This window comes from Roseivivax isoporae LMG 25204 (genome assembly GCF_000521865.1).
Taxonomy (GTDB): domain Bacteria; phylum Pseudomonadota; class Alphaproteobacteria; order Rhodobacterales; family Rhodobacteraceae; genus Roseivivax; species Roseivivax isoporae.
In genome coordinates, this window is sequence record NZ_JAME01000015.1 from 42,603 (window position 1) to 68,094 (window position 25,492).

25 protein-coding genes are annotated in these 25,492 nt (G+C 71.1%); 13 read left to right on the forward strand and 12 right to left on the reverse strand.

What is annotated here, in order from left to right:
- Positions 1 to 104 precede the first annotated feature (104 nt).
- The 3 genes from RISW2_RS11145 (at position 105) to RISW2_RS23505 (ending at position 3,207) form a co-directional block, all read left to right on the forward strand.
- The gene (locus RISW2_RS11145) at positions 105 to 758 is read left to right on the forward strand and encodes a protein-L-isoaspartate O-methyltransferase family protein (protein ID WP_043770729.1); all 654 of its coding nucleotides are present in this window, start codon (positions 105 to 107) and stop codon (positions 756 to 758) included.
- Positions 759 to 828: 70 nt separating this feature from the next.
- Positions 829 to 2,238, forward strand: a complete 1,410-nt coding sequence (locus RISW2_RS11150; protein ID WP_043770733.1) for a TolC family outer membrane protein — start codon at positions 829 to 831, stop codon at positions 2,236 to 2,238.
- An 84-nt stretch (positions 2,239 to 2,322) separates the two neighbouring features.
- Positions 2,323 to 3,207 carry a hypothetical protein gene (locus tag RISW2_RS23505; protein WP_051491954.1) on the forward strand — a complete coding sequence of 295 codons (885 nt, stop codon included), beginning with the start codon at positions 2,323 to 2,325 and terminating at the stop codon, positions 3,205 to 3,207.
- Between the two features lie 130 nt (positions 3,208 to 3,337).
- Here the strand turns inward: RISW2_RS23505 and RISW2_RS11160 are convergent, their stop codons facing one another.
- A complete protein-coding gene (locus RISW2_RS11160; RefSeq protein WP_043770735.1) occupies positions 3,338 to 3,667 on the reverse strand; it encodes a DUF6280 family protein in 330 nt (109 codons plus the stop codon).
- 217 nt (positions 3,668 to 3,884) lie between these two features.
- Between RISW2_RS11160 and efp the strand changes: the two genes are divergently transcribed.
- The gene (efp, locus tag RISW2_RS11165; protein ID WP_043770740.1) at positions 3,885 to 4,448 is read left to right on the forward strand and encodes an elongation factor P; all 564 of its coding nucleotides are present in this window, start codon (positions 3,885 to 3,887) and stop codon (positions 4,446 to 4,448) included.
- Positions 4,449 to 4,457: 9 nt separating this feature from the next.
- On the opposite strand, the gene RISW2_RS11170 is transcribed toward efp, so the two are convergent.
- The 6 genes from RISW2_RS11170 to RISW2_RS11195 all read right to left on the reverse strand — a co-directional run bounded on the left by RISW2_RS11170 (position 4,458) and on the right by RISW2_RS11195 (position 14,343).
- A complete protein-coding gene (locus tag RISW2_RS11170) occupies positions 4,458 to 8,507 on the reverse strand; it encodes an AAA family ATPase (protein WP_043770743.1) in 4,050 nt (1,349 codons plus the stop codon).
- Positions 8,504 to 9,988: a toll/interleukin-1 receptor domain-containing protein gene (locus tag RISW2_RS11175; protein WP_043770746.1), complete on the reverse strand. Its 1,485-nt coding sequence runs from the start codon at positions 9,986 to 9,988 to the stop codon at positions 8,504 to 8,506. Before RISW2_RS11175 ends, RISW2_RS11170 begins: the two co-directional genes overlap by 4 nt.
- Positions 9,989 to 10,109: 121 nt before the next feature.
- On the reverse strand, positions 10,110 to 10,922 hold the full coding sequence (locus RISW2_RS11180; protein WP_043770750.1) for a fructosamine kinase family protein: 813 nt from the start codon (positions 10,920 to 10,922) through the stop codon (positions 10,110 to 10,112).
- Entirely contained in the window at positions 10,919 to 11,674 is a 756-nt protein-coding gene (gene ygfZ / locus RISW2_RS11185; protein ID WP_043770926.1) for a CAF17-like 4Fe-4S cluster assembly/insertion protein YgfZ, read from the reverse strand. The genes RISW2_RS11180 and ygfZ overlap by 4 nt, the downstream gene beginning before the upstream one ends.
- Before the next feature lie 93 nt (positions 11,675 to 11,767).
- Entirely contained in the window at positions 11,768 to 13,543 is a 1,776-nt protein-coding gene (locus RISW2_RS11190; protein WP_051491955.1) for an ABC transporter ATP-binding protein, read from the reverse strand.
- Positions 13,540 to 14,343 carry a tyrosine-protein phosphatase gene (locus RISW2_RS11195; RefSeq protein ID WP_244437547.1) on the reverse strand — a complete coding sequence of 268 codons (804 nt, stop codon included), beginning with the start codon at positions 14,341 to 14,343 and terminating at the stop codon, positions 13,540 to 13,542. The genes RISW2_RS11190 and RISW2_RS11195 overlap by 4 nt, the downstream gene beginning before the upstream one ends.
- A gap of 187 nt (positions 14,344 to 14,530) precedes the next feature.
- Between RISW2_RS11195 and RISW2_RS11200 the strand changes: the two genes are divergently transcribed.
- Positions 14,531 to 15,727, forward strand: a complete 1,197-nt coding sequence (locus tag RISW2_RS11200; protein WP_043770755.1) for a pyridoxal-phosphate-dependent aminotransferase family protein — start codon at positions 14,531 to 14,533, stop codon at positions 15,725 to 15,727.
- 3 nt (positions 15,728 to 15,730) lie between these two features.
- On the opposite strand, the gene RISW2_RS11205 is transcribed toward RISW2_RS11200, so the two are convergent.
- The 4 genes from RISW2_RS11205 to RISW2_RS11220 all read right to left on the reverse strand — a co-directional run bounded on the left by RISW2_RS11205 (position 15,731) and on the right by RISW2_RS11220 (position 18,153).
- A complete protein-coding gene (locus tag RISW2_RS11205; protein WP_043770759.1) occupies positions 15,731 to 15,910 on the reverse strand; it encodes a hypothetical protein in 180 nt (59 codons plus the stop codon).
- A 68-nt stretch (positions 15,911 to 15,978) separates the two neighbouring features.
- On the reverse strand, positions 15,979 to 17,100 hold the full coding sequence (locus RISW2_RS11210) for a pyridoxal phosphate-dependent aminotransferase (RefSeq protein ID WP_043770763.1): 1,122 nt from the start codon (positions 17,098 to 17,100) through the stop codon (positions 15,979 to 15,981).
- A gap of 71 nt (positions 17,101 to 17,171) precedes the next feature.
- Positions 17,172 to 17,498, reverse strand: coding sequence for a DnaJ family domain-containing protein (locus tag RISW2_RS11215; protein WP_043770766.1), 327 nt, complete (start codon positions 17,496 to 17,498; stop codon positions 17,172 to 17,174).
- A 13-nt stretch (positions 17,499 to 17,511) separates the two neighbouring features.
- Positions 17,512 to 18,153 (reverse strand): NAD(P)-dependent oxidoreductase, encoded by a 642-nt coding sequence (locus tag RISW2_RS11220; RefSeq protein ID WP_043770771.1) that lies wholly within the window; start codon positions 18,151 to 18,153, stop codon positions 17,512 to 17,514.
- 156 nt (positions 18,154 to 18,309) lie between these two features.
- Here RISW2_RS11220 and RISW2_RS11225 point away from each other — a divergent pair, with 156 nt between their 5' ends.
- From RISW2_RS11225 to RISW2_RS11240, 4 genes are all read left to right on the forward strand, one after another.
- A complete protein-coding gene (locus RISW2_RS11225; RefSeq protein ID WP_043770776.1) occupies positions 18,310 to 19,617 on the forward strand; it encodes a lipoprotein-releasing ABC transporter permease subunit in 1,308 nt (435 codons plus the stop codon).
- A complete protein-coding gene (locus RISW2_RS11230; RefSeq protein ID WP_043770780.1) occupies positions 19,610 to 20,302 on the forward strand; it encodes an ABC transporter ATP-binding protein in 693 nt (230 codons plus the stop codon). Before RISW2_RS11225 ends, RISW2_RS11230 begins: the two co-directional genes overlap by 8 nt.
- An 87-nt stretch (positions 20,303 to 20,389) precedes the next feature.
- Positions 20,390 to 21,049, forward strand: coding sequence for a DUF3047 domain-containing protein (locus tag RISW2_RS11235; RefSeq protein ID WP_043770783.1), 660 nt, complete (start codon positions 20,390 to 20,392; stop codon positions 21,047 to 21,049).
- Positions 21,050 to 21,139: 90 nt separating this feature from the next.
- A complete protein-coding gene (locus tag RISW2_RS11240; RefSeq protein ID WP_043770786.1) occupies positions 21,140 to 21,589 on the forward strand; it encodes a c-type cytochrome in 450 nt (149 codons plus the stop codon).
- A 7-nt stretch (positions 21,590 to 21,596) separates the two neighbouring features.
- Here RISW2_RS11240 and RISW2_RS11245 read toward each other — a convergent pair whose 3' ends face one another.
- Positions 21,597 to 22,184, reverse strand: a complete 588-nt coding sequence (locus RISW2_RS11245; RefSeq protein ID WP_043770789.1) for a TetR/AcrR family transcriptional regulator — start codon at positions 22,182 to 22,184, stop codon at positions 21,597 to 21,599.
- A 103-nt stretch (positions 22,185 to 22,287) separates the two neighbouring features.
- Between RISW2_RS11245 and RISW2_RS11250 the strand changes: the two genes are divergently transcribed.
- The 4 genes from RISW2_RS11250 (at position 22,288) to glpX (ending at position 25,431) form a co-directional block, all read left to right on the forward strand.
- Positions 22,288 to 22,584 carry a hypothetical protein gene (locus tag RISW2_RS11250; protein ID WP_043770792.1) on the forward strand — a complete coding sequence of 99 codons (297 nt, stop codon included), beginning with the start codon at positions 22,288 to 22,290 and terminating at the stop codon, positions 22,582 to 22,584.
- An 85-nt stretch (positions 22,585 to 22,669) separates the two neighbouring features.
- Positions 22,670 to 23,956 carry a homoserine dehydrogenase gene (locus RISW2_RS11255; RefSeq protein ID WP_043770795.1) on the forward strand — a complete coding sequence of 429 codons (1,287 nt, stop codon included), beginning with the start codon at positions 22,670 to 22,672 and terminating at the stop codon, positions 23,954 to 23,956.
- 7 nt (positions 23,957 to 23,963) lie between these two features.
- Complete coding sequence (locus RISW2_RS11260; protein ID WP_084615349.1) at positions 23,964 to 24,422, forward strand: NUDIX hydrolase; 459 nt, start codon at positions 23,964 to 23,966, stop codon at positions 24,420 to 24,422.
- Between the two features lie 43 nt (positions 24,423 to 24,465).
- Entirely contained in the window at positions 24,466 to 25,431 is a 966-nt protein-coding gene (gene glpX / locus RISW2_RS11265) for a class II fructose-bisphosphatase (protein ID WP_043770798.1), read from the forward strand.
- Positions 25,432 to 25,492 lie beyond the last annotated feature (61 nt).

Sequence of the window (25,492 nt, forward strand, 5' to 3'; positions counted from 1 at the left end):
GACACCGGCGGACCCCTTGCAAATGTGACCTTCCGCGGATTGTCGATCCCCCCCGACTGTGGCACAAGCCATCGAGGGAGCCCGGAACGGAAGAGCAACGGCACATGGCTGATCAAGCAACGCGCCGCCGGATGATGGTGGACACGCAGGTTCGCCCCGCGGACGTCACCAAGTTTCCGATCATCGCCGCCCTGTTGAAGATCCCGCGCGAGGCGTTCCTGCCCGCGGATCGCAGCGAGGCTGCCTATATCAGCGAGAACGTGCCGCTTGCCGAGGGTCGCGTGCTGCTCGAGCCGCGTACCTTCGCCAAGATGCTCGACGCCCTGGCGATCACGCAGGACATGCTCGTCCTCGACGTGGGCGCGGGCATGGGATATTCCTCGGCGGTCATTGCGGAACTGGCCGAGGCCGTCGTGGCGCTCGAGGAGGACGAGGACCTGGCCAAGGAGGCCGAGTCGCTGCTCGTGGAGCACCATGCCGACAACGCCATCCTGCACCGGGGGCCTCTTGCCGAGGGCGCGGCCGAGCACGGTCCCTACGACGCCATCATCATCGAGGGCGCGGTCGAGACGGTGCCGCCGGCGCTGATCGACCAGCTCAAGGACGAGGGGCGCATCGCGGTCCTCTTTCAGGAAGGACGCCTGGGCGTCGTGCGCATCGGGTACAAGCTCGACGGGCACGTGTCGTGGCGGTTCGTCTTCAACGCCGGGGCGCCAGTGATCCCGGGATTCGAAAAAGAGACATCATTCGCGCTCTGACCGGTCGCGGAGCCGGTCCGGGTCCGGACCGGGGACGGGCAGGGCGGCGCAACACGGGGCAGTGAGCGAGATGGCAGCACGGCGGATCAGGACTTGGCTCGCGGCAGGCGCCGCGGCATTGGCGCTGGGCGCGCCGGCAATGGCGGACACGCTGGCCGACGCGATGGTGGGGGCCTACCGCACGAGCGGTCTTCTGGAGCAGAACCGCGCCGTTCTGCGCGCTGCGGACGAGGACGTGGCCCAGGCGATCGCCGAACTGCGGCCGGTGCTGAACTGGACCGCGGACATCACCCGCCAGTTCCAGACCTCGCGCAGCTCCCAGACCCTGAACACGGTGCAGGGCAGCGTCACGAATTCCGGCTCCATCGGGCTGTCCGCCCAGTGGCTGCTGTTCGATTTCGGCCGCACCCGGCTCGGGATCGACGTGGCCAAGGAATCCGTCCTGGCGGCCCGGCACGGGCTGGTCTCGGTCGAGCAGCAGGTCCTGCTGCGCGCGGTCCAGGCCTTCTGGGAGGTGCGCCGCGCCCAGCAGACCGTCGATCTGCGCCAGAACAACCTGCGCCTGATCGAGCAGGAGCTGCAGGCCGCGCGCGACCGCTTCGAGGTCGGCGAGGTGACCCGCACCGACGTGGCGCTCGCCGAGGCGCGGCTTGCCGAAACGCGAAGCCAGCTCGCCATCGCGCAGGGCAACCTCGTCATCGCGATCGAGGAATACCTGGGCGCGGTCGGCCGCCGGCCAGGCGACCTCGTGGTGCCGCGAACCGTCCCGTCGGTGCCCGCCACGGTCGACCAGGCGACGCAGACCGCGCTGCGCCTGCACCCCGACATCATCGCCCAGCAGCACGCCGTGACGGTGGCAGAACTGTCCATCAAGATCGCCGAGGCGGCGATGAAACCCACCGTGAGCCTCGGCGGCACGCTGGGCTACACCCGGAACCTCGACGATTCCGACGTGTTCAGCCGCTCGGGCTCGGTCGGCATCGAGGCCTCGGGCCCGATCTACCAGGGCGGCGCCCTGTCCTCGCTCGTGCGCCAGTCGATGGCACGCCGCGACCAGGAACGCGCGGTCCTGCTGACGACGACGCGCCAGGTGCGCCAGAACGTCGCCAACGCCTATGTGCAGCTGCAGGTCGCGCGCTCGTCGATCTCGTCCGGCAACAACCAGGTCAGCGCCGCGCAGGTCGCCTTCGATGGCGTGCGCGAGGAGGCGACGCTCGGCGCGCGCACCACGCTCGACGTGCTCGACGCGGAGCAGGACCTGCTCGACGCCCGGACCCTGCTGATCTCGGCGCAGGTCGACGAGTACATCGCCGCCTACACCGTCATCGCGTCCATGGGGCTGCTGACGGTCGAACAGCTGGATCTGCCGGTGCAGCGCTATGACCCTTCGGTCTACTACAACCTCGTGAAGGACGCGCCGACCCTGTCCTCGCAGGGCGAGGATCTCGATCGTGTCCTGCGGGCCTTGGGAAAACAGTAGAATCCTCACCATCTGTTGTGCGGAATTCCGCCGCGGTCTACACTCGACGCCAGAGGTGAGAGTGGTGCGGCAATGACAAATCACGTGAAAAACGTGGACATCGAGGATGTGCTGTCGTCGATCCGCCGTCTTGTGGCGGAAGACGGCGGTCTCGGGCTCGACCGTCCGCGCGCGGAGCCACGCGCAGACGCGCGGCCCGAAGCGCCAGAGGCGCTGATCCTGACACCGCAGCAGCGCGTGCCCGAGGACGAGCCGGACGCGACCGAGGACGCGCCGGCGACGCGCCGCGACACGAATGAGGGGTCCGATGCCGACGGGTCGCGCGAGGCCATCGTGTCCGGGCTCGGCGGCATGGTGCGCGAGGAGTTCGAGTTCCTGCTGAAGCGGCTCGAGGCCGACGAGGCCGCCACGACACGCGGAGCGCCCGGAGTCGCGGGCGCCGAGGCGCCGACGCCGCCAGCCCGCGATCTGCCCCGCCCGACGCTCGTGGACCTGCCCGACACCGCCGCGCCGGAGGATGAGGAGGAGGCCGATCCCGAACCCCTGCGCCTTCTGCGGCCGGCGCTGCGCGTCAGGGACGAATCCGCGCCAGACGACGTGCCCGAAGCCGAGGCGCCCCGAAGCGCCCGCCGGCTCGAGCAGAAGATCGCGGAGCTCGAGGCGATGATCGCCGAGACCGACGGCGACTGGGAACCCGAACCGCTCTCGCCGGTGGCCGAACCCCTGCGCCCCGCGGAGCCGCCGCGCCCCGCAGCCGCCGCCCCGCGCGAGGAGCCGAAGCCACAGCCGCAGGCACGGGCCGCGAACGACGACGCCCCCATGTTCGACGAGGACATGCTGCGCGAGATGGTCGCCGAGATCGTGCGGAGCGAGCTGCAGGGCGCGCTTGGCGAACGCATCACCCGCAATGTCAGGAAACTGGTCCGGCGGGAAATCCACCGCGCGCTGAACGGCCAGAGCTTCGACTGACGGGGCCGCTTCGTGCTTCGTGCATCGCGGCAGGCAGGGCGCGCAAGTGCGCGATCTCCCATAAGAAAAGAGCGCGCCCCTCGGGGCGCGCTCTTTTCCCTCCGGCAGTGCCGGACATGATCGCTTGTCGTCAGGCGGCCTCGGCGGCCTCGGCCAGCAGCGCGGCATTGCGGCGCTCGCTCTCCTCGCGCGACAGCGCGACGGAGGTGCGGACACCCTTGGCCACGAATTCCATCAGGCCGGACACGACCCGCTCGTTGGGGTCGATCCCGGCGCAGGACAGCACTTCCCGGCCGTCCCGCGAACGGGCCCAGCGGGCGATCTGCTCGGGGCCGTTGCCGTACTTCTTGTCGTCGGCAATGGCATCGTCCAGAGCGGCGAGAACAACGGCAGCGAACAGTTTGCGGGCACGATTGCCCTGTTCGGCGTTGAACGCCGTTCCATCCACGAAATCTCGCATCTTTCGTCCTTGTTTTATTGGTCTTGTAATTCCGGGCGTGAGGGGCGTTATGAAGTATTCGGTTCGATTCGAACACCCCGAACTTGCATGTCTCCGTTGCACCAGGTGCATGGCTCGGGTTCCGGTAACCACGAGATATGGTGATCTTGCAGGGTCGTCAGAGCCAAGATATAGGAGCGGGCGAATTCCGGTCAACCTATCGCCAGAGTGAAGCCACATGCCCAAGATCAACGGTAACGAGATCCGTCCCGGAAACGTCCTTGAACATGACGGCGGCCTCTGGGCCGCGGTGAAGGTCGATCACGTCAAGCCCGGCAAGGGCGGCGCGTTCGCCCAGGTCGAGATGCGCAACCTGCGCACCGGCACCAAGCTGAACGAACGCTTCCGGTCGGCCGACAAGGTCGAGCGCGTCCGGCTCGAGCAGCGCGACATGCAGTTCCTCTTCGAGACCGACGGGATGCTGACCTTCATGGACGCCGAGACCTTCGACCAGGTCGAGCTTCCGGCGGACATCCTCGGCGAACGGCGCCCGTTCCTGCAGGACGGCATGACCATCGTCGTGGAATTCCACGACAGCGAGGCGCTGAACGCGACGCTGCCGCAGAAGGTGACCTGCACCATCACCGAGACCGAGCCGGTGGTGAAGGGCCAGACCGCGGCGAACTCGTTCAAGCCCGCGGTGCTGGACAACGGCGTGCGCATCCTCGTGCCGCCCTTCGTCGGCCAGGACGAGCGCATCATCGTCAACACCGAGACGATGGAATATTCCGAACGCGCCTGATCGCGGGCGTCAGGGGGGCGCAGCCCCCAGCACCGCGTCGAGCGTCCCCCGCGCGTGATCGAGCAGCGCGCGCGAGTCGTCGAAGAACGGCTGCACGATGATGTCGCCGGTATTGTTGCCGGTGGCGATCCGCACGCCCGCGGCGGACGGCTTCACGTCGAGCGCGTTCAGGCTCTGCTCGAACCCCGCGTATTCGAGGAAGGGCTCGCCTGTCGCGGCATCCCAGACGATCATGCGCTCGTCGGCCGATACGGTGACCGCGTGTCGGCCCGAGGGCGCGAAATGGATCGCGTCGACCGCCGACCGGTGCCCTTGCTGCACGGCGGAGCCTGTCAGGCGCACGACCGCGCCGGTCGCCGGCGTCCAGAGGCTGCCGGTCCAGTCGGCGGAGGCCGCGGCGACCATGCTGCCATCCGCCGAGATGTCGAGCGCGGTGATGTTGCCCACGTGGCGGTCCATGAGGCGCGGCGCGTCGTCGGGCGCCGCCACGTCGTGCAGCCGGACGGTGCAGTCGTCGCCGCCTGCCGCCAAGAGCCTGCCGTCGTCGGAAAGGGCGAGCGCCGTAGGGCTCGCCCGCGCGCGGCAGGCATCGGGGGCCGGCGCGTCGGCGGCGAAGCCGATATAGGCGATATGGGCGCCGGGCGCCGTTCCGCAGAGCGCCGCGTCTACCGCGCAGACGAGAAAGCCGCGCACGTCGGGGGCCAGCACCTCGACCGCGTAGCGCGCGCCGTCCGCGGCCACCGCGATCAGGCGGCGGCTGAGGTTCCCCGCAGCCCCGTCGAGCGTGATGACGCGCCCGTGCCAGGCGCCGTCCTCGCCGCGCTCCCAGGCGTGGACCTCGGGGCCGCGCATCGCCGCGAGCAGGATGTCGCGGCCTTCGGGGGCGGCAAGCGCGCTCGGCGGCCCGGCCTGCGCGGTGGCCTCCGCCGGCGCGCCGGTCAGGACGAGACGGCCACCCTCGTCGGGCGGGGCTCCCTTGCTGACCCCTGGCGCGGGCGCCAGCACGGCGAGCGGCCCGCCGCGCGATTTCAGCCAGATGGTCCGCCGGTCGGTCGCCGCGACCCAGCCCGCGTCCCGGCCAAGCGCGACCGAGGACAGGATCCCCGGCGTCTCGCGTCCGAGCCAGGTCTGCGCGGCGAGCCCGTAATCGGACAGCCGCGATGTGAACGGCGACCAGAGCCGCGCGGTGTGGTCGAGCGAGCCCGTCAGGATCTCGCTGCCGCCCGGCGCGAAGGCCACGGTGCGCAGGGTCTGCTCGTGCCCCCGCAGAGTCCGGAGCGGGCGCCAGCGGTCGGTGCGATAGACCTGCACCGTACCGTCCCACGTGGCGGTCGCCACAAGCTTGCCGGTGTCGTCGTAGGCCACGTCCCAGAGATCGGATTCGTGCCAGAGCACGGCGGGCGACAAGTCCGGCTGCGGCATCTCGAGCCCCGGCCGCCACGGCGCGAGGGACCAGATGCGCAGCGTGTCGTCGTTGCCGCCAGAGACCAGCGTGGTGGCGTCAGGCGAAAAGGCCAGGGCCTTGACCGGCGCGTCGTGCGCGCCGCTGCGGCAGGCGGCGGCGTCGGTGCGCGTGGCGAAGACGCAGACCCGACCGTCACCGAGGCCCACCGCCCCGCGCGCGCCGTCCGCGTCGAGCGCCACGGACCATGCCGCGAGCCCGTTGTCCGACAGCACCTCCTGCCCGTCGCTGGGCCGCGCGCGGTCGGCGGGGTCGTTCGACAGGAGCGCGCGGGTCGTCAGGATGCGGTGCGCGCCCCACGCACCGTCCGGCCCGCGCTGCCAGAGATGCACGTGCCCGGTGAGCGAGGAGGCGGCCAGCGTCGCGCCGTCGCGCGAGAACGCGATCTTGCCGATCGTGTCCCGCGCACCGAAACGCGCGCGGCCGGGATAGAGTTCGCCGAGACGCGGCGCGGCCCCGCCGGACAGCCCCTCGGCGAGGAGGAGCGCGCCGCGCTCGGTGCCCACGGCGACGGTGCCGTCCGGTCCGACCGCCATCGCGCGGGCGTTCCGCGCCGCGCTGTCGGTCTGGACCTCGGCCAACTGCACGGTGCGGGGCGCGCCCGCCTGCGCGCGCGTGTCCCAGATCGTGAGCGTGAGGTCGCGCGCCAGCACCGCGACCTCGGTGCCGCCGGGCAGGAAGTCCGCGGCGTAGACCTGCCGCGCCGCGCCGGGGCCGAGGTCGAGGCGGCGCAGCTCGTGGGTGAAGTTCAGCGCGCGCACGGTGGTCGCGCGGGCGAGCGGTTCCCGCGGCACGGCCTCGGCGAGGACCTGCGCCAGGACCTCGGTCGCGTCCCGCGCCACGGCCACCGGGGCGGCCGCGCGCGGGGAGGGGTTGAGCGACGCCAGCCGCTCGGCGATCTCCTGCCGCGCCTGCGCCTTGGCGCGGTCGCGCTCGGCCTCGGCGCTGGCGATGCGCTTGTTCGTCTGCAGGGTCACCGTCAGTGCGACGAGCCCCACCATGACCAGCGCGACAGTCGCGAGGCCGACGCGCTTGTAGGTCAGGAAGCGGCGCGAATCCGCGACGAAGCGTTCGATCCGGGCAAAGGTGCCGCCGGTCGCCGCCGCGCCCGCGGCGCCGCGGTCGAGGTAGCGCGCGGCCCAGGCCGCGTTCGGGCGCCGCGTCTTCCACCACCGCGAATAACGGTCGAGGGTCGGCCCGCTCAGGAGCCCGCTGCCGAGAAGTTTTTCCAGCGGGCCGCCGCGCAGGTTCTCCTCGCGCTCGAGCGCCCGCTTTGCGAGAAAGCGGATGTCCTCGGCAGCGCGCTCCTCCTCGGGCAGCCATTTCTCCTGCAGGCTGCGCCAGAGCCGCAGCACGCATTCGTGGCTCACGTCCACCGTGTCGCCCGCGTCGATGCCATCATGTTCGCCGACGATGCGCAGGTAGCCTTCGGACCCTTCGCGGAACACCTCGATCACCCGGACGAGGTCCTCGAAACCGCAGTCGAGCACCGCCTGCGCCTCGCCCAGCCGGACGGGGCGGCGGATGTCGCGGTCGCGGCTCTCGGTCGTTGTCAGCGCGCAGAAGAGCCCGCGCGCGATGCGCCGGTCCGCCGAGGGCATGCGCCGGTAGAGCGTGTCGAGCCGGTGCGACAGCGACATGCGCAGAGCATCGTGGCTGCCGGCGCCGGCAATGGACGTCCCCTGAGGGATGTCGAAGGCCTCGAAGAAGTCCTCGAGCGCGATGGTGACGTGTCCCGTGGGCTGCCGGTCGCGTGCCTTGCGGTAGAGGATGCGCAGCGCGTGCTGCATCAGCGGCAGCTTGTCGAGCTGCTCCTCGAGCCCGTTCAGCATCCATGCCGAAAGCCTGGGGTCGATCGTCGCGTCGTGCAGCACCGCAGGCCCCTCGATGGCCTCCTGCATCTGGAAGCGGTCGAGCGTGGGCGTCAGGAACTGGCTCTCGTTGATCGCCCGGGCGAGCCCCGCGTAGCGGGCGCACTTGGCCAGCTCGTCGGTGCGGATGGTGATGACCACGTAGACGTCGCCCCGCGCCGCCGAGGTGCGCAGCAGCACGTCGACGAAACGCGACGCGGCCTCGGGGTCGTCCTGCGCGTAGCGGAAGATCTCCTCGAACTGGTCGATGAGGATCATGATCGGCCGCCCGCCGATCAGCCGCACCTTGTCGAGCGCCCCGGTCAGATCGCTCGACCGCTCGGCGATGTGGTTCTGGAAGAGCGTGGCGAGGTGGCCGATATCCTCGGTCTGCTCGTGATCGGGATCGGGCGCGCCAGCGCCGCTTTCGCCCAGCACGATGGCGGTCGCGAGCGCATCGCAGAGCCGGTCGAGCGGATCGGTCTCGGGATGCATGTCGCAGAAGATCCAGTCCGACCCGCGTCCCGGCAGGAACCCGGCCTCGAGCGAGTTGAAGAGCCCCGTGCGCGCCAGCGAGGACTTGCCGCAGCCCGATGGGCCGGTCACGCAGAGAAAGCCGTGGCGCGCGAGCTTGGCCAGCATGTCGGCGACGTGGCCCGTGCGTCCGAAGAAGATCGCGAATTCCGAGCGCCGGAACGAGCGCAGGCCGGGATAGGGCGCGTCGCGCGACGGATCCCCGACGGTCATGCGACCCGCGCGGCCTCGCCCCGCAGCTTGGCGAGGAACGCCTCCATCGACGCGCGGTCGATGTCGTCCCCGATGCGGATGATGTGCACGTTCGGCCCCTTGGGGCAGGGCTGCGCGGTCACCGGCGACGCGTCGCCCACCGCGATCTCGAACCGCTGCCGGGCGCTGTTCCAGATCGCCGCGCGCGATTGCTGGAAGATCTCGAAATGCGCCTTGGCGCGTTTCTGGCCAGCGGGCTTGTCGCCGTAGACCAGCACGATCGCGTTCTTGTTGCGCATGGTGTCGGTCAGCATGGCATGGTCCACGTCGTCGTCGATGCAGGTGACGTTCACGTGTTCGGCCAGCGCCGTCACGATGCGGTCGCGGAGCACCGCGTCGCCCGGGTCTGCGTCGATCGACACGACCGGCGCGAAATAGCCCGTGTCGGCGTCGACGGAGGCCAGGGGCGGCGGCGCGCGCCGCGTCTCGATCATGGGGATGCTGTACTGCTCGAAATCCTCGGCGCTGGCGCTCTGCGCGGCGATGCCCGACAGGAAGGCGGCGTAATCCGCGTCGACCTCCTCGGGGTCGAGCTCGAGCGGCGTCCAGACCAGGGTATCGAGGCCCGCGGCGACCGCGGCGTCATGCTGGGCGATGGCGCTCGGCCGGTCGCCGAAGGCCGGCAGCCGCTTTCCCGCCACGGTGCCGAGGACCTGCACGAAGACCGCGCCGCGGGTCAGCGCCGCGTCGAGCGTCCCGGGCGTCATCTCGCCCGGCAGCCGGTCGAGCCGGCGGACGACGAAGCCGTGCGCGACATAGCCGTTCTCGAGCCTGTCGGTGCGCAGCACCGCGTCGCGGGTGGGGGCGGCGAGGATCACGTCGACCTCGGTCTCGGGCGCGCGCTCCCCGGCCACGACCGGCGGGGCGGCGGCCTCGGGTGCGGGCAGCTCGTCCGCCGCGTCGATGATCTGCGCCGCGAGTCGCTCCAGCGCGTCCGTGAAGTCGGCCTTGGAGTCTCCCTTGGCGGCGCTCGGAACGGGCGTGCCGAACAGCCGGACGGTGCCGCTGTCCTCGGCCCAGAAGCGGCAGGTTAGGATCTTCTTCACCCGCTCGCGCAGGTCCTCGAAACGCGAGGTCTTCTCGCGGTCCCAGAACGGGTCCAGCTCGACGATGCAGAGCCGCTTGCCGAGCGCCAGGAGCTCGCGCAGCTCCTTCTCGCAGCTCTCGGATTCGCAATAGGCGCGCGACAGGAAGATCAGCCCGATATCCGCCTCGCGTAGGTGCTCTCCGATGCGGTCGTCGATGACGTCGCCCACCCGCAGCATGCCCTGCTTGTCGAGGAGGAAGCGGAAGCGACCGTAATCGTTGTCCGCGCCGAGCTTGTAGGCGAGCTTTTCCATCAGTTCGGCGAGCCGCGAGGTGTCGAGCGCGCGGATGGGCGCGGTGTCCCTGTGGGAATAGCTCACGAAAAGGGAAAGACGTCGCGCCGCGCCGGCCGTCATAATGCAGATCCGCTTCGAGAACTTTGAAATAAAAACTTTCGCCCGAGAGTTGCAGGCTACTGAACAAAGGTCCGCGGATCAACGACAGCGTTACGCAGGGTAAGGCTAACCCGTCCCCGCGTCAGATTCCGATCTCGTCGAGCAGCCCCGCGATCATCGCGTGGTAGCCGCCGCCGAAGAGGCGCAGGTGCACCATGGCCGGCCACAGCTGGTAGACCGGGCGGCGTTCCTCCCAGCCGGGCTCGGGCTTGCCGTAGCCGCGCCAGAACGCGGTGTCGGGATTGCCGAAGAGCGTCAGCATGGCGAGGTCGACCTCGGAATGGCCATAATAGCTTGCCGGGTCGATCATCACCGCGCGGCCGTCGGTGAAGTGGATGTTGCCGCCCCAGAGGTCACCGTGCAGGAGCGAGGCCTTGGGGGCGCCGGGCAAGAGGTCTGCGGCGCGCGCTGCGAGCCGCTCGACGCGCGGGCGGAGGTCCGCCGGCAGCGCGGCGGGGTCGGAGAGGAGCCGCCGCTCGGCCCAGAAGGACGGCCAGTCGTCGGTGGCCGCGTTCGGGATCGGCACGGACCCGAAGGCGTAGTCCTCGTTCCAGCCATAGGTGCCGCCGTCCCAGCCGTGCATCTGCGCCAGCGCGGTGCCGAAGTCCCGCCACGTGCCGGACGTGGGCGCGACCTCCGGCAGGTGTTCGAGGCAGAGGAGGCGATGCTCGACATGCACGACCTGCGGCACCGGCGCGTGCAGGAGCGCCATGGCCGACAGCATGCGCGCCTCGACGTGCACGAGCGGCCCGGTCTTGACCACCATCTCGCGCCCGTCCTCGAGGCGGACGAACCTGACCTCCGACAGATCGCCCCCCGACAGCGCGCGGGTCTCGGCGATCTCGGAGCCGAATGTGTCGAGCAGCGGGCGGGGCAGGGCGTCGCCGTCGGTCATGCCGAAAGCCTCAGCCGCGCGTCGCCAGCGACCATGTCGCCGGCGGCGCGGTCAAAGCGCAGGTAGGCGATGCCGGCGCCGCCCGCCTGCGTGTAGAGCGTGCCCGCGGCCTTGCCGTCCGCCTCGATCGGGGTGCCGACTGGCACCGAGCCGGTGACGGCGACCCGCGCGAGGCCCTTCTTGAGTTCGGTCTTGTGCTTCATGCGGGCGGTGACCTCCTGTCCCACGTAGCATCCCTTGCGGAAATCGACGCCGTTCAGACGCTCGAAGCCCGCCTCGAGGATGAAGGTGTCCGGGGTCAGCTCGATGCCGCTTTCGGGCACGAGCTGCGCGACCCTCAGCGCGTCCCAGTCGACGCCCTGCTCGGAGGGGCGGCCGTCATAGGCCCGCCAGCCCATCGCCGGGTCGCGCGGATCGGCGAACGCGCCCTCGGGTGCGGGTCCGAGCCCGCGGGCCACGCGGATGTCCGTCGGCTCGAGCGTGACGCGGGCGCGCAGCTTGTACAGGGACAGCGCCTTCATCAGCCCCTCGGCGAGCGGTGTCGCAACGTCGAGAAGGATGTCGTGCCCGTCGGGCGCCATGAAGAAATCCGCCCGGTACTTGCCCTGGGGCGTCAGGAGCGCGGCGTAGACGAGGCCTTGGGCCACGCGCTCGACATCGTTCGTGACCAGTCCCTGCAGGAAGTGGCTCGTGTCCTCGCCCGAGACGCGGATCACGGTGCGCGCGTCGCTGGCAGTACCGTCGGTGCTCATGCTGTCTCCGGTCATCCCTGTCCTCGGCCGTCGCTGCCGGGCCCCGACTATAACATCTCGTCCGCCGGACGACAGGGGGCGCCGGCCCGCGTTTCAGTCGTCGGCGAATTGCAGGCGGTGAAGGTCCGCATAGGCGCCGCCCCGAGCCAGCAATTCGTCGTGGGTGCCCTGGTCGACCACGCGGCCCCCGTCCATCACGACGATCTTGTGCGCGTTGCGCACCGTCGAGAGCCGGTGCGCGATCACGAGCGTGGTGCGCCCCTCGGACAGCTCGTTGAGCGCGGCCTGCACAACCGCCTCGCTCGCCGCGTCGAGGGCCGAGGTCGCCTCGTCGAGCAGCAGGATCGGTGTGTCGCGCAGGACCGCGCGCGCGATCGCCACGCGCTGCCGCTGGCCGCCCGACAGGTTCGACCCGCGCGGCCCCACGGGACTGTCGAGGCCGTCGGGCAGGCGCGGCAGGAAATCGGTCACGTGCGCCGCGTCGAGCGCCGCCTGCAGCCGGTCCTCGGGCACGTCCTGCCCCAGCACGATGTTCTCGCGCAGGGATTCGTCGAAGAGGAGCGCATCCTGGCTCACCACCGAGAAGAGGCGTCGCAGATCGGCCAGCCGCATCTCCGCGACCCCGGTGCCGCCGATCTCGACCCGGCCGCTTTCGACTTCGACGAGGCGCGTCAGGAGGTTGAACACCGTGGACTTTCCGGCGCCCGACGGTCCGACCAGGGCGGTCACCTGGCCGGCTTCGGCGGTGAAGCTCGTGCCGTTCAGCACCGCGGTGTCGCCGTAGGTCACGTACACGTCGTCGAGCACCACCTGGGGCACGCCCTCGGGCGCGGGGCGCGGGTTCTCCGGGTCGCCGATCGCGGGGGTCGTGTCCATCAGTTCCTTGATCCGCTCGAGGCCCGCCGCCGCGACCTGCAGGACGCCCGAGGTCGCGCCGAGACGGCGCAGCGGCTCGAAGGCGAGCCCGATCGCGGTGAAGAAGGCCATGAAGTCGCCGACCGTCTTGCCGCCCGACAGGATCTCGCCGCCGCCGTAGAGCAGCACGCCGGCGAAGCCGAGACCGGACATGAGGTCGATGAGGCCGGGGATCGACGCCTGTCCGGCAGAGGAGCGTATCTCGGTCCGGATGCGCTCGCGCGTCAGGCGGCGGTAACGCTTGGCCTGGTAGGCCTCGAGCGTGTTGAGCTTGACCGGCACGATGCCGTGAAAGATCTCGTTCAGCCGCACCGAGAGCCGCGCCGCGAGGTCGCGGGCATGGCGTGCGTTGCCGCGCACGTAGCGTTGCACGATGAGCGCCGGCGCGACCAGGAGGGGGGCGCCGATGAGCGCGATCAGCGTCCAGCGCCAGTCGATTGCGAAGGCCACGCCGAAGAGCGAGACGAGCGCGATCACGTCGCGCCCGGCGCCCGTGATCAGCGCGCGCCAGACCTTGTTCACGCTTTCGACGTCGCCCTCGATGCGCTGCATCAGGTAGCCCGGCGGGTTCAGCTGGTGGAACCCACCGTCGAGCGACATCAGGTGCGCCACGAGGTCCTGCCGGATATGGGACACGCTTTCCTGGCTGACCTTGGACAAGACCACCTTCTGCACCACGCTCGCGACCGCCCGGATCGCGAAGATTCCGAAGAAGGCCAGCCCGACGATCGGCAGGAGCTCGGCCGAACCGCCGACGAAGACCCGGTCGAACATCGGCTTCATCATGTAGGAGAGCGCGCCGAACATGGCGCCCTCAAGCGACATGAACAGGACGGCCACGAGGATGAGCGGCCAGTGCCGCCGGAGGTAGTTCCGCCAGACCCAGAGGATGAGCGCGGTGCGCTCGCCCGCGGTGCTGTCGGGACGGTCGATTCGGTCGACGTCGTGCGTCATTCCGGGCTCTGGGCCGACTGTGCGGCAGGGACGGGGACGCGCACCGGGTCGGCGCCCTCGGCCAGGGACCGCGCGGCCTCGGCGACGGGCGTGCGGGCGTCGAAGGCCGCCTGCAGGCGCTTGGCCGCGTATTCGGTGCGGATCCACTGCTCGAAGCCGATCTCACCCAAGGCCTGGCGCGCCTCGAACACGTCGATGATGTAGTCCTGGACGCCGGTCGCGGTGTGGCGCGAATGGAGGTACTTGAGCCCGAGCTGGCGTCGCGCGACCGAGATGGGCGCGTTCTCGAAGATCAGCAGGTAGAGTGCGCCCACGAACCCGGTGCGGTCCGCGCCCGACTTGCAGTGGAAGACAAGCGGCCGTTCGGCGGCGCGCAGCGCGTCGATCACGTCGGTGATGCGGTCGCGACTGGCGGCCTTGCGCGCCATGAGCTTGGCATCCACGAGTTCGAGCCCGTACGCCTCGCAGGCCTCCTTCTCGAAGAGGTAGTAGGAATACTTGTCCTCGCCGCGCAGGTTGATGACCGTGCGGATGCCGCGTTTCGCCGCCATCCGCGCGAAGCGGAACCGCGTCGGCTGGTTCGAGCGGTAGACCTCGGGCGCGACCTCGTAGAAGTTGGTCCAGAACGTCCGCAGGAATGCGTGGTCGAACACGTGGTAGTGCACCCAGGCCAGCGCGCGGCCGATCGGCGTCGCGATGTCACGACCGAAGGAGCGGCGGAAGCGCCGCTCGGCTTTCTCGATCCGGGTCCAGAGGGTCGCGAGCATGGGGTCGGGGTCCGGGTCTCTCGTGGTCGTCATGTGCTGCGCCGGGACATGTCCCGGCTTGGGGTGGTCTAGAGCGGTTGGCGCCCGGTGGAAACCGTTTTCAGGCCCCGGCCGGCCACATGCCGCCGCGCGCCGGATCGCGTTGACGCCGCATCGGAGCCGGATAGGTTGGGCGCCGCGCCCGCCGGTTCAAGGGGCGCGGCCATCCCGGAGTTCCCGCATGTCGCTTGCCCACGGCCGTCCGTACCTCGCCATTCCCGGCCCGTCGGTGATCCCCGACGCGGTGCTGGCCGCGATGCACCGGGCCTCGCCCAACATCTACGAGGGCGACCTCGTCGACATGGCCGCGGGGCTGGTGCCGGACCTCAAGCGGGTGGCGCGGACCGAGGGCCACGTGGCGATCTACATCGCGAACGGCCACGGCGCGTGGGAGGCGGCGCTGGCCAACACCGTGGCGCCGGGCGGGCGGGTGCTCGTCTGCGCGACGGGCCGCTTCGGCCATGGCTGGGCCGAGATGGCGGAGGCCATGGGGATCGCGACCGAGATCGTCGATTTCGGCCGCAAGACCCCCTTCGAGCCCGCACGGCTTGCCGAGGCCGTGGCGCGCGATGCCGGACAGGAGATCGCCGCGGTGCTGGCGGTCCACACCGACACCTCGACGTCGCTCCGCAGCGACATCGCCGAGATGCGCCGCGTGCTCGACGAGGCCGGGCATCCCGCGCTCCTCATGGTCGACTGCATCGCGTCGCTCGGCTGCGACGTCTACGAGATGGACCTGTGGGGCGCCGACGTCACGGTCACGGGCTCGCAGAAGGGGCTGATGGTGCCGCCGGGGCTCGGCTTCGTCTTCTTCAACGACCGCGCGGCCGAGGTGCGCCGCCGCCTGCCGCGGGTCTCGCGCTACTGGGACTGGGCGCCGCGCGCCGACCCCGAGGCGTTCTACCAGTATTTCGGCGGCACCGCGCCCACCCACCACCTGTTCGGGCTGCGCACCGCGCTCGACATCATCCACGCCGAAGGCATCGAGGCGGTCTGGGCGCGACACGCGACGCTCGCCCGCGCGATCTGGGCCGCGGCCGAGGTCTGGGGCGAGGGCGGGCCACTCACGCTCAACGTCGCCGATCCGCGCCACCGCAGCCACGCCGTGACGGCCATGCGGCTCGGCACGCCGCACGGCGCGCGCCTGCGCGAATGGACCGAACGCGAGGCCGGCGTGACGCTCGGCATCGGGCTTGGCATGTCCGAGGAGGGCGATCCGCAGGGACGCGGCTATTTCCGCTTCGGTCACATGGGACACGTGAACGCCCACATGGTGATGGGGCTTCTCGGCACCGTCGAGGCGGGGCTCGCGGCGCTGCAGATCCCGCACGGGCGCGGCGGCGTCATGGCCGCGGCCGAGGTGATCGCGGGCGGCTGAGGCTCAGGCGCGCCGCGCCGCGAGCGCGTCGATGCCGCGGTTGAGCGCGAGCGCCACGAGCACCACGACGGGAAGGCCGAAAAGCGCCCAGATCAGGCCGAAGATCCACACGAGGTTCACAAGCGCCATCGCGAGCGTGGCGTTGGTGTAGTCGGGCGCGGGACGGCGCGGGTCTGTCTGCATCGCTGGGGTTCCGCTGACGGCAGGTCCGCGCGGAAGAATAATGCCGAATCGGCGCGTGCAAAGGGGGCTCAGACGGTCTCCGCGCCGCGCGCTTCCGCCAGCGCCTCGGGCAGCGCCGCCTCGAGCGCATCGAGCTCGGGCGACGTGCCGCAGCTCAGGCGGATGCAGCGGTCCTGCGGCGCGCTGAACGGCATCCGCACGAAGATGCCGCGGGCGAGCAGCGCCTTCAGTACCGCGCGCGCGAAGGTGCCGTCGCGCCCGCAATCGACAGTGACGAAATTCGTGGCGGAGGGCAGCGGCGCAAGACCGTTCGCGCGGGCGATGGTGCCGATGCGCGCACGCGCGGCCGCCACCTCGGCGCGCACGCGGTCGAGCCAGGCATCGTCACCGAGTGCGGCAACCGCGCCGGCCTGCGCGGGACGGTTCATGCCGAAATGGTCGCGCACCTTGTCGAAGGTCCGGATCAGGTCCCGGGCGCCCACGCCGTATCCCACCCGCGCACCTGCCATGCCGTAGGCCTTGGAGAAGGTGCGGAAGCGGATCACCCGCGGATCCTCGGGGTCGATCTCGGGCGCGGTGCCCTCGGGCGCGAACTCGACATAGGCCTCGTCGAGGATCATCAGCGTGCCCTCGGGCATCCGGTCGACCATGTCCCGCACCGCGGCGGCCGGGTGGTGGCTGCCCATCGGGTTGTCGGGGTTCGAGAGGTAGACGAGCTTTGCCCCCGTCTCGGCCGCGCGGGCCAGGAGCACGTCCGGATCCTCGCGGTCGTCCGCCCGGAACGGCACCTTGTGCAGCACCCCGCCGAACCCGTTCACGTGGTAGTTGAAGGTCGGGTAGGCGCCATCGGTGGTCACCACCGCGTCGCCGGGCGCCACCACCATGCGCACGAGATTGCCGAGAAGCCCGTCGATCCCGCTGCCCACGATCACCTGGTCCGGGCCGCACCCCATCCGTGCGGCGAGCGCGACGCGGAGCTCGAGGTTCGTCGCGTCGGCGTATTTCCAGACATCGGAGGCCGCGCGCGCCATCGCCTCGGCGGCGCGGGGCGAGGGGCCGAAATTGTTCTCGTTGGCGCCGATCCGCGCCGCGAAGGGAAAGCCCTGGTCGCGCTCCATGCCCTCGGGGCCCACGAAGGGCACGTCTGCGGGCAGGGCGGCGACGATGTCGGTATAGCGCGGTCCGGTCATGCCCCGTGACTATGCGCAAGCCGGCCGTCGCCGCAAGGGGCGCGACCGCCGCGCCGCGGCGCCGGGATGCGTCAGCCGCGCCGGCGCCGGCGCTGTTCCACCGCCATCGCGTGGCGCATGCCGAGTTCCGCGATCCGCGTCATGAGCCGGGCCTTTTCCTCGGAGTCCTCGGCGCGCTGCCAGGCCGCGCGGGCCTCCTGCAGGGCGCGCGCGAGACGCACCTCCTCGGGCACCGCTCCCGCCTCGGCCATGACCCGGTAGCCGAAGGCCGTCACCGCGTCCTCCTGTCCCGCCTCGGGGAGGTTCAGCGGCTTGCCCGAACCGGGCAGGTTGTCGAAGACGCCATCCTCCTGCGCCTCCTGGATGCGCTGCTCGGTGAGGAGGGGAAAGAGCGCCAAGGCCGTGTCCGCCTCAGCGGGTCAGGACCGGCGCCGCGCCGACGAGACTGTCGTCCTCGGCCGCGCGGATCAGGAAATCAGCCACGTCCGCCCGGCTGATGAGGCCGAGCCGCCACTCGTCCGGGTTCGTCAGCACGCGGTAGCGTCCGGTGAAGCCCCCGTTCGTCAGGATCACCGGCCGCGCGAAGGTCCAGCGCAGCGACGAGGCGCGGATCATCTCCTCCTGCCGGGTCTTGTCCTGATAGGGCTTGCCCAGCACGACGGAATGGCCGAGCCGCTCGATCCGGCTGAAGGCGCTGACGCTCTCGCCGGTGCCGATCCCCGTGAGGCAGACCAGCCGGTCGACGCCCGCCGCCTCCATCGCCGGGATCAGCGCACGGGTCGCATCCGAAAAGAGCGTGACCTCCTTCCAGAGCATGGCGACGCTTTCCTTGATCCCGAGCGTCAGGATCACCGCATCGATCCCGTCGAGCGCGCGCTTCAGGTCCTCGGGGTTGGTGGCGTCCCCGGGGAAGGGCGCGAAACTTGGGTCGGCGATGTCCATCGACGCGGCCGAGCGCGCGAAGCCCCGGATGCGGTGGCCGAGCGCCAGCCCGCGCTTCACGGTCTGCAGGCCGATGCCCTTGCTTGCGCCGATCACGAGGAAATGAGCCATGGCGGGTATCCTTTCGTGCGCCTTCACGTAAGCGCGGCGGACCGGCGTTCAACACCGGCAGGACGTCGCGGGCCCTGCTTGCATCCCGGGCCGGGCCGGGTCACTTATGCGCCCGGGCCGGCGGCCACGTCCGGCCCCCTTGTCCAGAGGCAGGCCATGACCCGACCGACGACCCGGCGCACCGCGCCCTTCGCGCCCTTCGAGTGGATGATCGCGTGGCGCTACCTGCGCGCGAAGCGCGCCGAGGGAGGGGTCAGCGTGATGACCTGGATCAGCCTCGTGGGCATCACGCTCGCGGTCTTCGCGCTGATCGCGACGCTCGCGGTGCGCTCGGGCTTCCGGGCGGAATTCGTCGACACGATCCTTGGCGCAAACGCCCATGTCACGGTGTACACCGCCGGGGTGCGCGACGCGGGCACCGGAATCGTCGACCGTTCGATCCCCGAATATGCCGAGATGGCCGAGAGGGTGCGCGCGGTCGAGGGCGTCGAGCGCGTGGCGCCCCTGGTCAAGGGCCAGGTCATGGCCACCGCGAACCAGCGCAATGCGGGCGTCGAGGTGCACGGGATCGCGCCAGAGGATCTGGCCGGCATCCCGCGCATCGCGGATCCCGAGACCGCGCAGGGCGCACTCGAGGATTTCGGCACCGCGGACGGCATCGCCATCGGGTCGGGCATCGCGCGCGAGCTGCAGCTGGAACTCGGCGACCAGTTGCGGCTCATTTCGCCCGACGGGGTCAAGACGGCCTTCGGCACCTCGCCGAGGGTCAAGGCCTACGACATCGTCTACATCTTCACCGCCGGGCGCTACGACATCGACCGGACGCGGGTCTACATGCCCTTCGGTGAGGCGCAGCTCTACTTCAACCGCGACGCGGCGGCGGACGAGCTCGAGGTCATGGTCGACGATCCCGAGGCCGTCGACACGATCGTGCCGCGCATCCTGCAGGCGTCGGGCGAGAACACGTATGCCTGGACGTGGATGGACGCGAGCGGCAGTTTCCTGCGCGCGCTCGAGATCGAGGACAACGTGATGTTCGTGATCCTCTCGGTCCTCGTGCTGATCGCCGCCATGAACATCGTGTCGGGGCTCATCATGCTGGTCAAGAACAAGGGGCGCGACATCGGCATCCTGCGCACGATGGGCCTCACCGAGGGCTCGGTGCTGCGCGTCTTCTTCATCTGCGGGGCGTTCACCGGGCTCATCGGCACCGTGGCGGGGGTGATCCTCGGCTGCCTGTTCGCGATCTACATCGACCCGATCTTCAGCCTCGTGAACTACCTCTCGGGCGGCGGGGTCTGGGACCCGGCGGTGCGCGGCATCTACGCGCTGCCCGCCAAGCTGCAGGCGGCGGACGTCCTGTCCGCGGTGGCGCTGTCGCTCGGGCTGTCGTTCATCGTGACCATATTCCCTGCGCGCCGTGCCGCGCGCATGAACCCCGTGGAGGCGCTGCGCTATGAATGACGCGGGTTCCGCCGTCCTTCGGCTCTCTGGGGTATCCAAGAGCTACAACAAGGGCTTGCCGGGCGAAATTCATGTCCTGCGCGGGGTCGACCTGACGCTGGCTCCGGGCGAGGTGACGGCGCTCGTCGCACCTTCGGGGGCGGGCAAGTCGACGCTCCTGCACATTGCGGGGCTTCTCGACACGCCCGATGCGGGCATCGTCGAGATCGCGGGCGAGGACATGACCGGCCGCCCCGACCGCCGCCGCACCGCGGTGCGGCGCGAGGCGGTGGGCTTCGTCTACCAGTTCCACCACCTTCTCCCGGAATTCACCGCGGTCGAGAACATCGTTCTGCCGCAGCTCGCGAACGGCGCCACCCGCGCCGAGGCCGAGGACCGGGCGCGCGCGCTCCTCGACAGCGTCGGGCTCGCGCCCCGCGCCACGCACCGTCCCGCGGCGCTGTCGGGTGGCGAGCAGCAGCGCGTGGCGTTCTGCCGCGCCATGGCGAACGCGCCGCGGCTCCTTCTCGCCGACGAGCCGACCGGCAACCTCGACCCCGAGACCTCGGGGCGGGTGTTCGACGCGCTCATGACGCTGGTGCGCGAGACCGGGCTCTCGGCCCTGATCGCGACCCACAACCTCGAGCTGGCCGCACGCATGGACCGGCAGCTCCACCTCGACCAGGGAAACCTGCGGGAGGGCTGAGCGCACGCCGCCTCACGACAAGGTGGCCGGCGCGGGGCGCACACCGCGCTACCCTCGGACGGTCACGATCCGAACGGAGGTTTCCCGATGTCCCGTGCGCCAGCCAACGCCTGCGCGATCCTGTCCTGCCTGCTCCTGTCCGCCGGTGGCGCCGCGACCGATCCCGTGCCCTTCGACGGCGCGTGGAAGACGCAGCGGCTGACGCTGTTCGGCCCGCAGAACGATTACGGCTTCGGCGGCGACACGCTGCGCGTCACCTCGCAGGACGCAGTGTCGCTCGCCTACCGCGAGCTCGACCCGTCGCTCTGGGGCGCGCGCCGCGCTGCGTGGTCCTGGGCCGTCGATGCGGGCGTGCCGCCGACGGATCTCACGCGCAAGGGCGGCGACGACCGGGATCTCTCGCTCTACTTCATGTTCCTGCCCGAGGACCGGGCGCGCGAACTGCGCGGCGCCAACGCCACGGCGCTTCTGAACGAGGAGGCGGCGCGCATCCTCGTCTACGTCTGGGGCGGCGACCATGCGCCGGGCGAGATGCTGGAGAGCCCCTACCTGAACGCCCGCGGGCGCACGGTGGTGCTGCAGCCCGCGGGCACAGGCAGCGCGGCGGCAGAGGTGGACCTCGCGGGAGACTACGCGCGCGCCTTCGGCGGCGCTCCGGAGGCGCTGGTGGGCATCGCCGTCTCGGCCGACAGCGACGACACCGACAGCCGCATCGACGCGCGGATTTCGGACCTCAGGGTCGACTGACCCGCAGCCGCCCCTTGCCAGAACGCCCCCGCCGCGCGACACAAGGAGGGAGAACGGGCCGGAACGGCCGGACAGAGGGAGCAGCGCAGAATGAGACCCTTGCGGACAGCCGTGATGGTGGCCGGGTGCCTTGCGGCACTTGCCGCCTGCGACGAGACGGGACGCGGCGCGGCCGGCGGGGACCCCGCGGCGATGCCCGCGGCCTCGGACGGTGCCGGCCTCTACGCCGAGTACTGCGCGGCGTGCCACGGGGCCGGCGGGCGCGGTGACGGGCCGCTCGCCCGCGCCATGTCGAAGCCGCCGAAGGACCTGACGCTGCTGGCGCTGCGCCACGGCGACACCTTCCCGACGGCCCGCGTGCTCAACATGGTCGACGGCTACGCCCGGTCAGACCTCGACGGCCCCGGCATGCCCGAATTCGGCGAGCTTTTGGCCGGCGACCTCGTGCCCTACGATTCGGGTGACGGGATCGCGACGCCCACGCCGCGCCGGATGGTGGCCATCGTCGAGTACCTGCGCACGATCCAGCAGACCCGCTGAGGCGCCCTCAGGCGGATACCGCGCGGCGGACCATGTCCCAGTGCAGGCGCTCGACCTCCTCGAGGGTCAGCCGCCCGTCCTCGCGGAACCAGACGTTGACCGCGTTCAGAAGCCCGATGACCGCGAAGGTCGCGATGCGCGTGTCCTCGACCGAGAAGGCGCCCGTGGCCTGGCCCGCCTTCAGCACCGCCTCGAGCCCGGCCTCGTAGCGGTCGCGCAGCCGGCCGATCTCGGCGAAATGCTCGGGCGTGAGGCTGCGCAGCTCCATGTAGGAGATGAAGACCGCCTGCGGTCGCGCCCGGTTCTGCCGGATGTGGAAGCGGCAGAACGCCTCGAGCCGCGCGACCGGGTCCTCGGGCACGGGCTGCGCCGCCTGCGCGGCCAGGAGCCCCTCCATGTGTTCGTGCAGGAGCGAGAAGAGCAGGTGCTGCTTGTCCGGCGTGTAATTGTAGAGCGCGCCGGCCTGCACCCCCACCTCGGCCGCGATCTGGCGCATCGACACCGCCGCGTAGCCGTGTTCCGCGAACAGCCGCAGCGCCGCCTCGCGGACCTTTGGCCCGGTGATGTCGGAATGCGATCCCTGCGTGCGCGCCATGTGACCTGTTTCCAGCGCCGGGGCGGGGGGCGCAAGCGCAAAGCTTGTGTCGCGGGGCGCGCTCGGGCACACCCTTCGGCAACATCCCTCGCGGAGGGCCGCCATGCGCGCCGCAATCCAGAGCCTGATCGCCGCAGCCGCGCTCGCGGGCTGCACGCAGTTCCCCGAGGTCGACGCCACGGCGAGCCCCGACATCGCGTCGGCGGACTACCCGGACCTCCTGCCGCTCGAGGATCTGCTGGCCGCGGACGCGCCGCAGGCGACGCCCGCGATGCGCGACGATCTCGAGGCGCGGGCCCGCGCGCTCGAGGCGCGGGCGGGACGGCTTTCGGGCCCGGTGGTCGACGCGCCGACGCGCACGCGGATGGACGCCGGCGTTCCGGCGGGCGGCGGCGGCTGAGCCCGGGCCTTCGCCGTTGCAGCGGGGCGGCGGACCGGCTAGGCAACGGCGCGACCCATGCACCCCTCGGAAAGGAGCTCCTCCCATGACGACCCCACTGCGCCTCGGAATCGCGGGTCTCGGAACGGTCGGGGCGGGCGTCGTCAAGATCGTGCGCCAGAAGGCGGCGCTGCTGACCGAACGCACGGGGCGCGAGATCACCGTCGTCGCGGTCTGCGCGCGCCACCGCGAGCGCGACCGCGGCGTGCCGCTGACCGACTACGCGTGGGAGGACGACCCGGTGGCGCTCGCCACCCGCGACGACGTGGACGTGTTCGTCGAACTCATGGGCGGATCGGACGGCCCGGCCAAGGCCGCGACCGAGGCGGCGCTCGACGCCGGCAAGGACGTGGTGACGGCGAACAAGGCGATGCTCGCCCATCATGGCCAGGCGCTCGCCGAGCGCGCCGAGGCCCGGGGTGCGGTGCTGCGCTTCGAGGCGGCGGTCGCGGGCGGCATCCCGGTCATCAAGGCGCTGACCGAGGGCCTCGCCGGCAACGAGATCACCCGCGTCATGGGCGTGATGAACGGCACCTGCAACTACATCCTGACGCGGATGGAGACCGGCGGCCTGACCTACCGGGAGGCCTTCGACGAGGCTGACGGCCTGGGCTACCTCGAGGCCGATCCCGAGCTCGACGTGGGCGGCATCGACGCGGGACACAAGCTGTCGCTCCTGGCGGCCATCGCCTACGGCACGCAGGTCGCCTTCGACGCGGTCGAGCTCGAGGGGATCGGCAAGGTGTCGATCGACGACATCCGGCAGGCCGCCGACATGGGCTACAAGATCAAGCTGCTGGGCGTCAGCCGCATGACGGGCCGCGGGCTCGAGCAGCGCATGGCGCCCTGCCTCGTGCCTGCGACCTCGCCGCTGGGGCAGCTCGACGGCGGCACCAACATGGTGGTGATCGAGGGCGACCAGGTCGGCCAGATCGTCATGCGCGGCGCCGGCGCGGGCGAGGGGCCGACCGCGAGCGCGGTCATGGGCGACGTCATGGACCTTGCCCGCGGGTTCCGCATGTCGACCTTCGGACAGGCGGCGGCGTCCCTGCGCCCCGCGACGCCCGCGCGCTCCGCGACACCCGCGCCCTACTACCTGCGCATGGCGCTGATGGACAAGCCGGGCGCGCTCGCCAAGGTGGCGACGGCGCTGGGCGAGGCCGGCATATCAATCAACCGGATGCGCCAATACGCCCATACCGACGACGCGGCGCCGGTCCTGATCGTGACGCACCGCACCACGCGCGCGGCGCTCGACAGCGCCATCGCCGCCATGCGCGCGACGGGCGTCGTCGCGGGCGAGCCGGTGGCGCTGCGGATCGAGAACGTCTGAGCCGCCCGTGCCCGACATCGCGGCGGCGCTGGCGGTCGTGGTCCTGGAGGGCCGTGTCCCGCTGGTGCGCCGCCGCAACCGTCCCGATGCCGGCCGCTGGGGGTTTCCGGGCGGCAAGCTGGAGCCGGGCGAGACCGCCGAGGAGGCCGCGATTCGCGAGTTGCGCGAGGAGACGGCGCTGCACGCCCGCGCGGGGTGCCGGATCGGGACGCTGCGCGTGGTGACGCCCGGGCCGAGCTACGTGCTGACCGCCATCCTCTGCCGCGACGCGACAGGCACGATCCGCGCCGGCGACGATGCCGAGGAGGCCGCCTGGTTCCCCGTCGCGGACGTGATCGCCGGGCGGCTCATCGCGAGCCGCGACGTCGACCGGCTGGCGCTGCGCGCCGCGGCGCGGCTCGCGGGGGAGGCCCCCTGGGGACGCCCGGGCGGCGCGACCTTGCGCCCCGCCAAGCGCAGCCTGTAGGAGTGCTGGCGACACGTCCCGCCAACGGAACCGGAGCCCCGACATGGCCGCACCCACGGATTTCAACGACCGCATGCTTTCGCTCGGGCTCGCCCGGGTCGCCGAGCAGGCGGCCATCGCCTCTGCGAAGCTCATCGGGCGCGGCGACGAGAAGGCCGCCGACCAGGCCGCGGTCAACGCCATGCGCGAGCAGTTGAACAAGCTCGACATCAAGGGCGTGGTTGTGATCGGCGAGGGCGAGCGCGACGAGGCGCCGATGCTCTACATCGGCGAGGAAGTGGGCAGCGGGAACGGCCCGGGCGTCGACATCGCGCTCGACCCGCTCGAGGGCACGACGCTCACGGCGAAGGACATGCCGAACGCGCTGACGGTCATCGCCATGGGGCCGCGCGGCTCGATGCTGCACGCTCCCGACGTCTACATGGACAAGCTCGCCATCGGCCCGGGCTACGCGCCGGGGGTCGTGACGCTCGACATGTCGCCGAAGGACCGCGTAGAGGCTCTGGCCAGGGCCAAGGGCTGCGGGCCGCAGGACATCACCGTCTGCATCCTCGAGCGGCCGCGCCACGAGGCGATGATCGAGGAGGTGCGCCGCACGGGCGCCGCGATCCGGCTCATCACCGACGGCGACGTGGCCGGCGCCATGCACACCGCCGAGCCCGGCACCACCGGCATCGACATGTACATGGGGTCGGGCGGGGCGCCCGAGGGCGTGCTCGCGGCCTCGGCGCTGAAATGCATGGGCGGGCAGATTTACGGCCGGCTCCTGTTCCGCAACGACGACGAGAAGGGACGTGCCGCCAAGGCGGGGATCAGCGACCTCGACAAGATCTATTCGCGCGACGAGATGGTGACCGACCACGTGATCTTCGCCGCGACCGGCGTGACGAGCGGCTCGCTCCTGCCGGGGATCAAGCGCGAGGTCGGCTACCTGACCACGGAGACGCTGCTCATGCGCTCGAAGACCGGGTCGGTCCGGCGCATGATCTACCGCAACCCGACGCACTGACGGACCGGCCGGGGGCATACGTGCCGTGCGGGAGCGAGGGGCGTGCCGCCCCTCGCGCTCC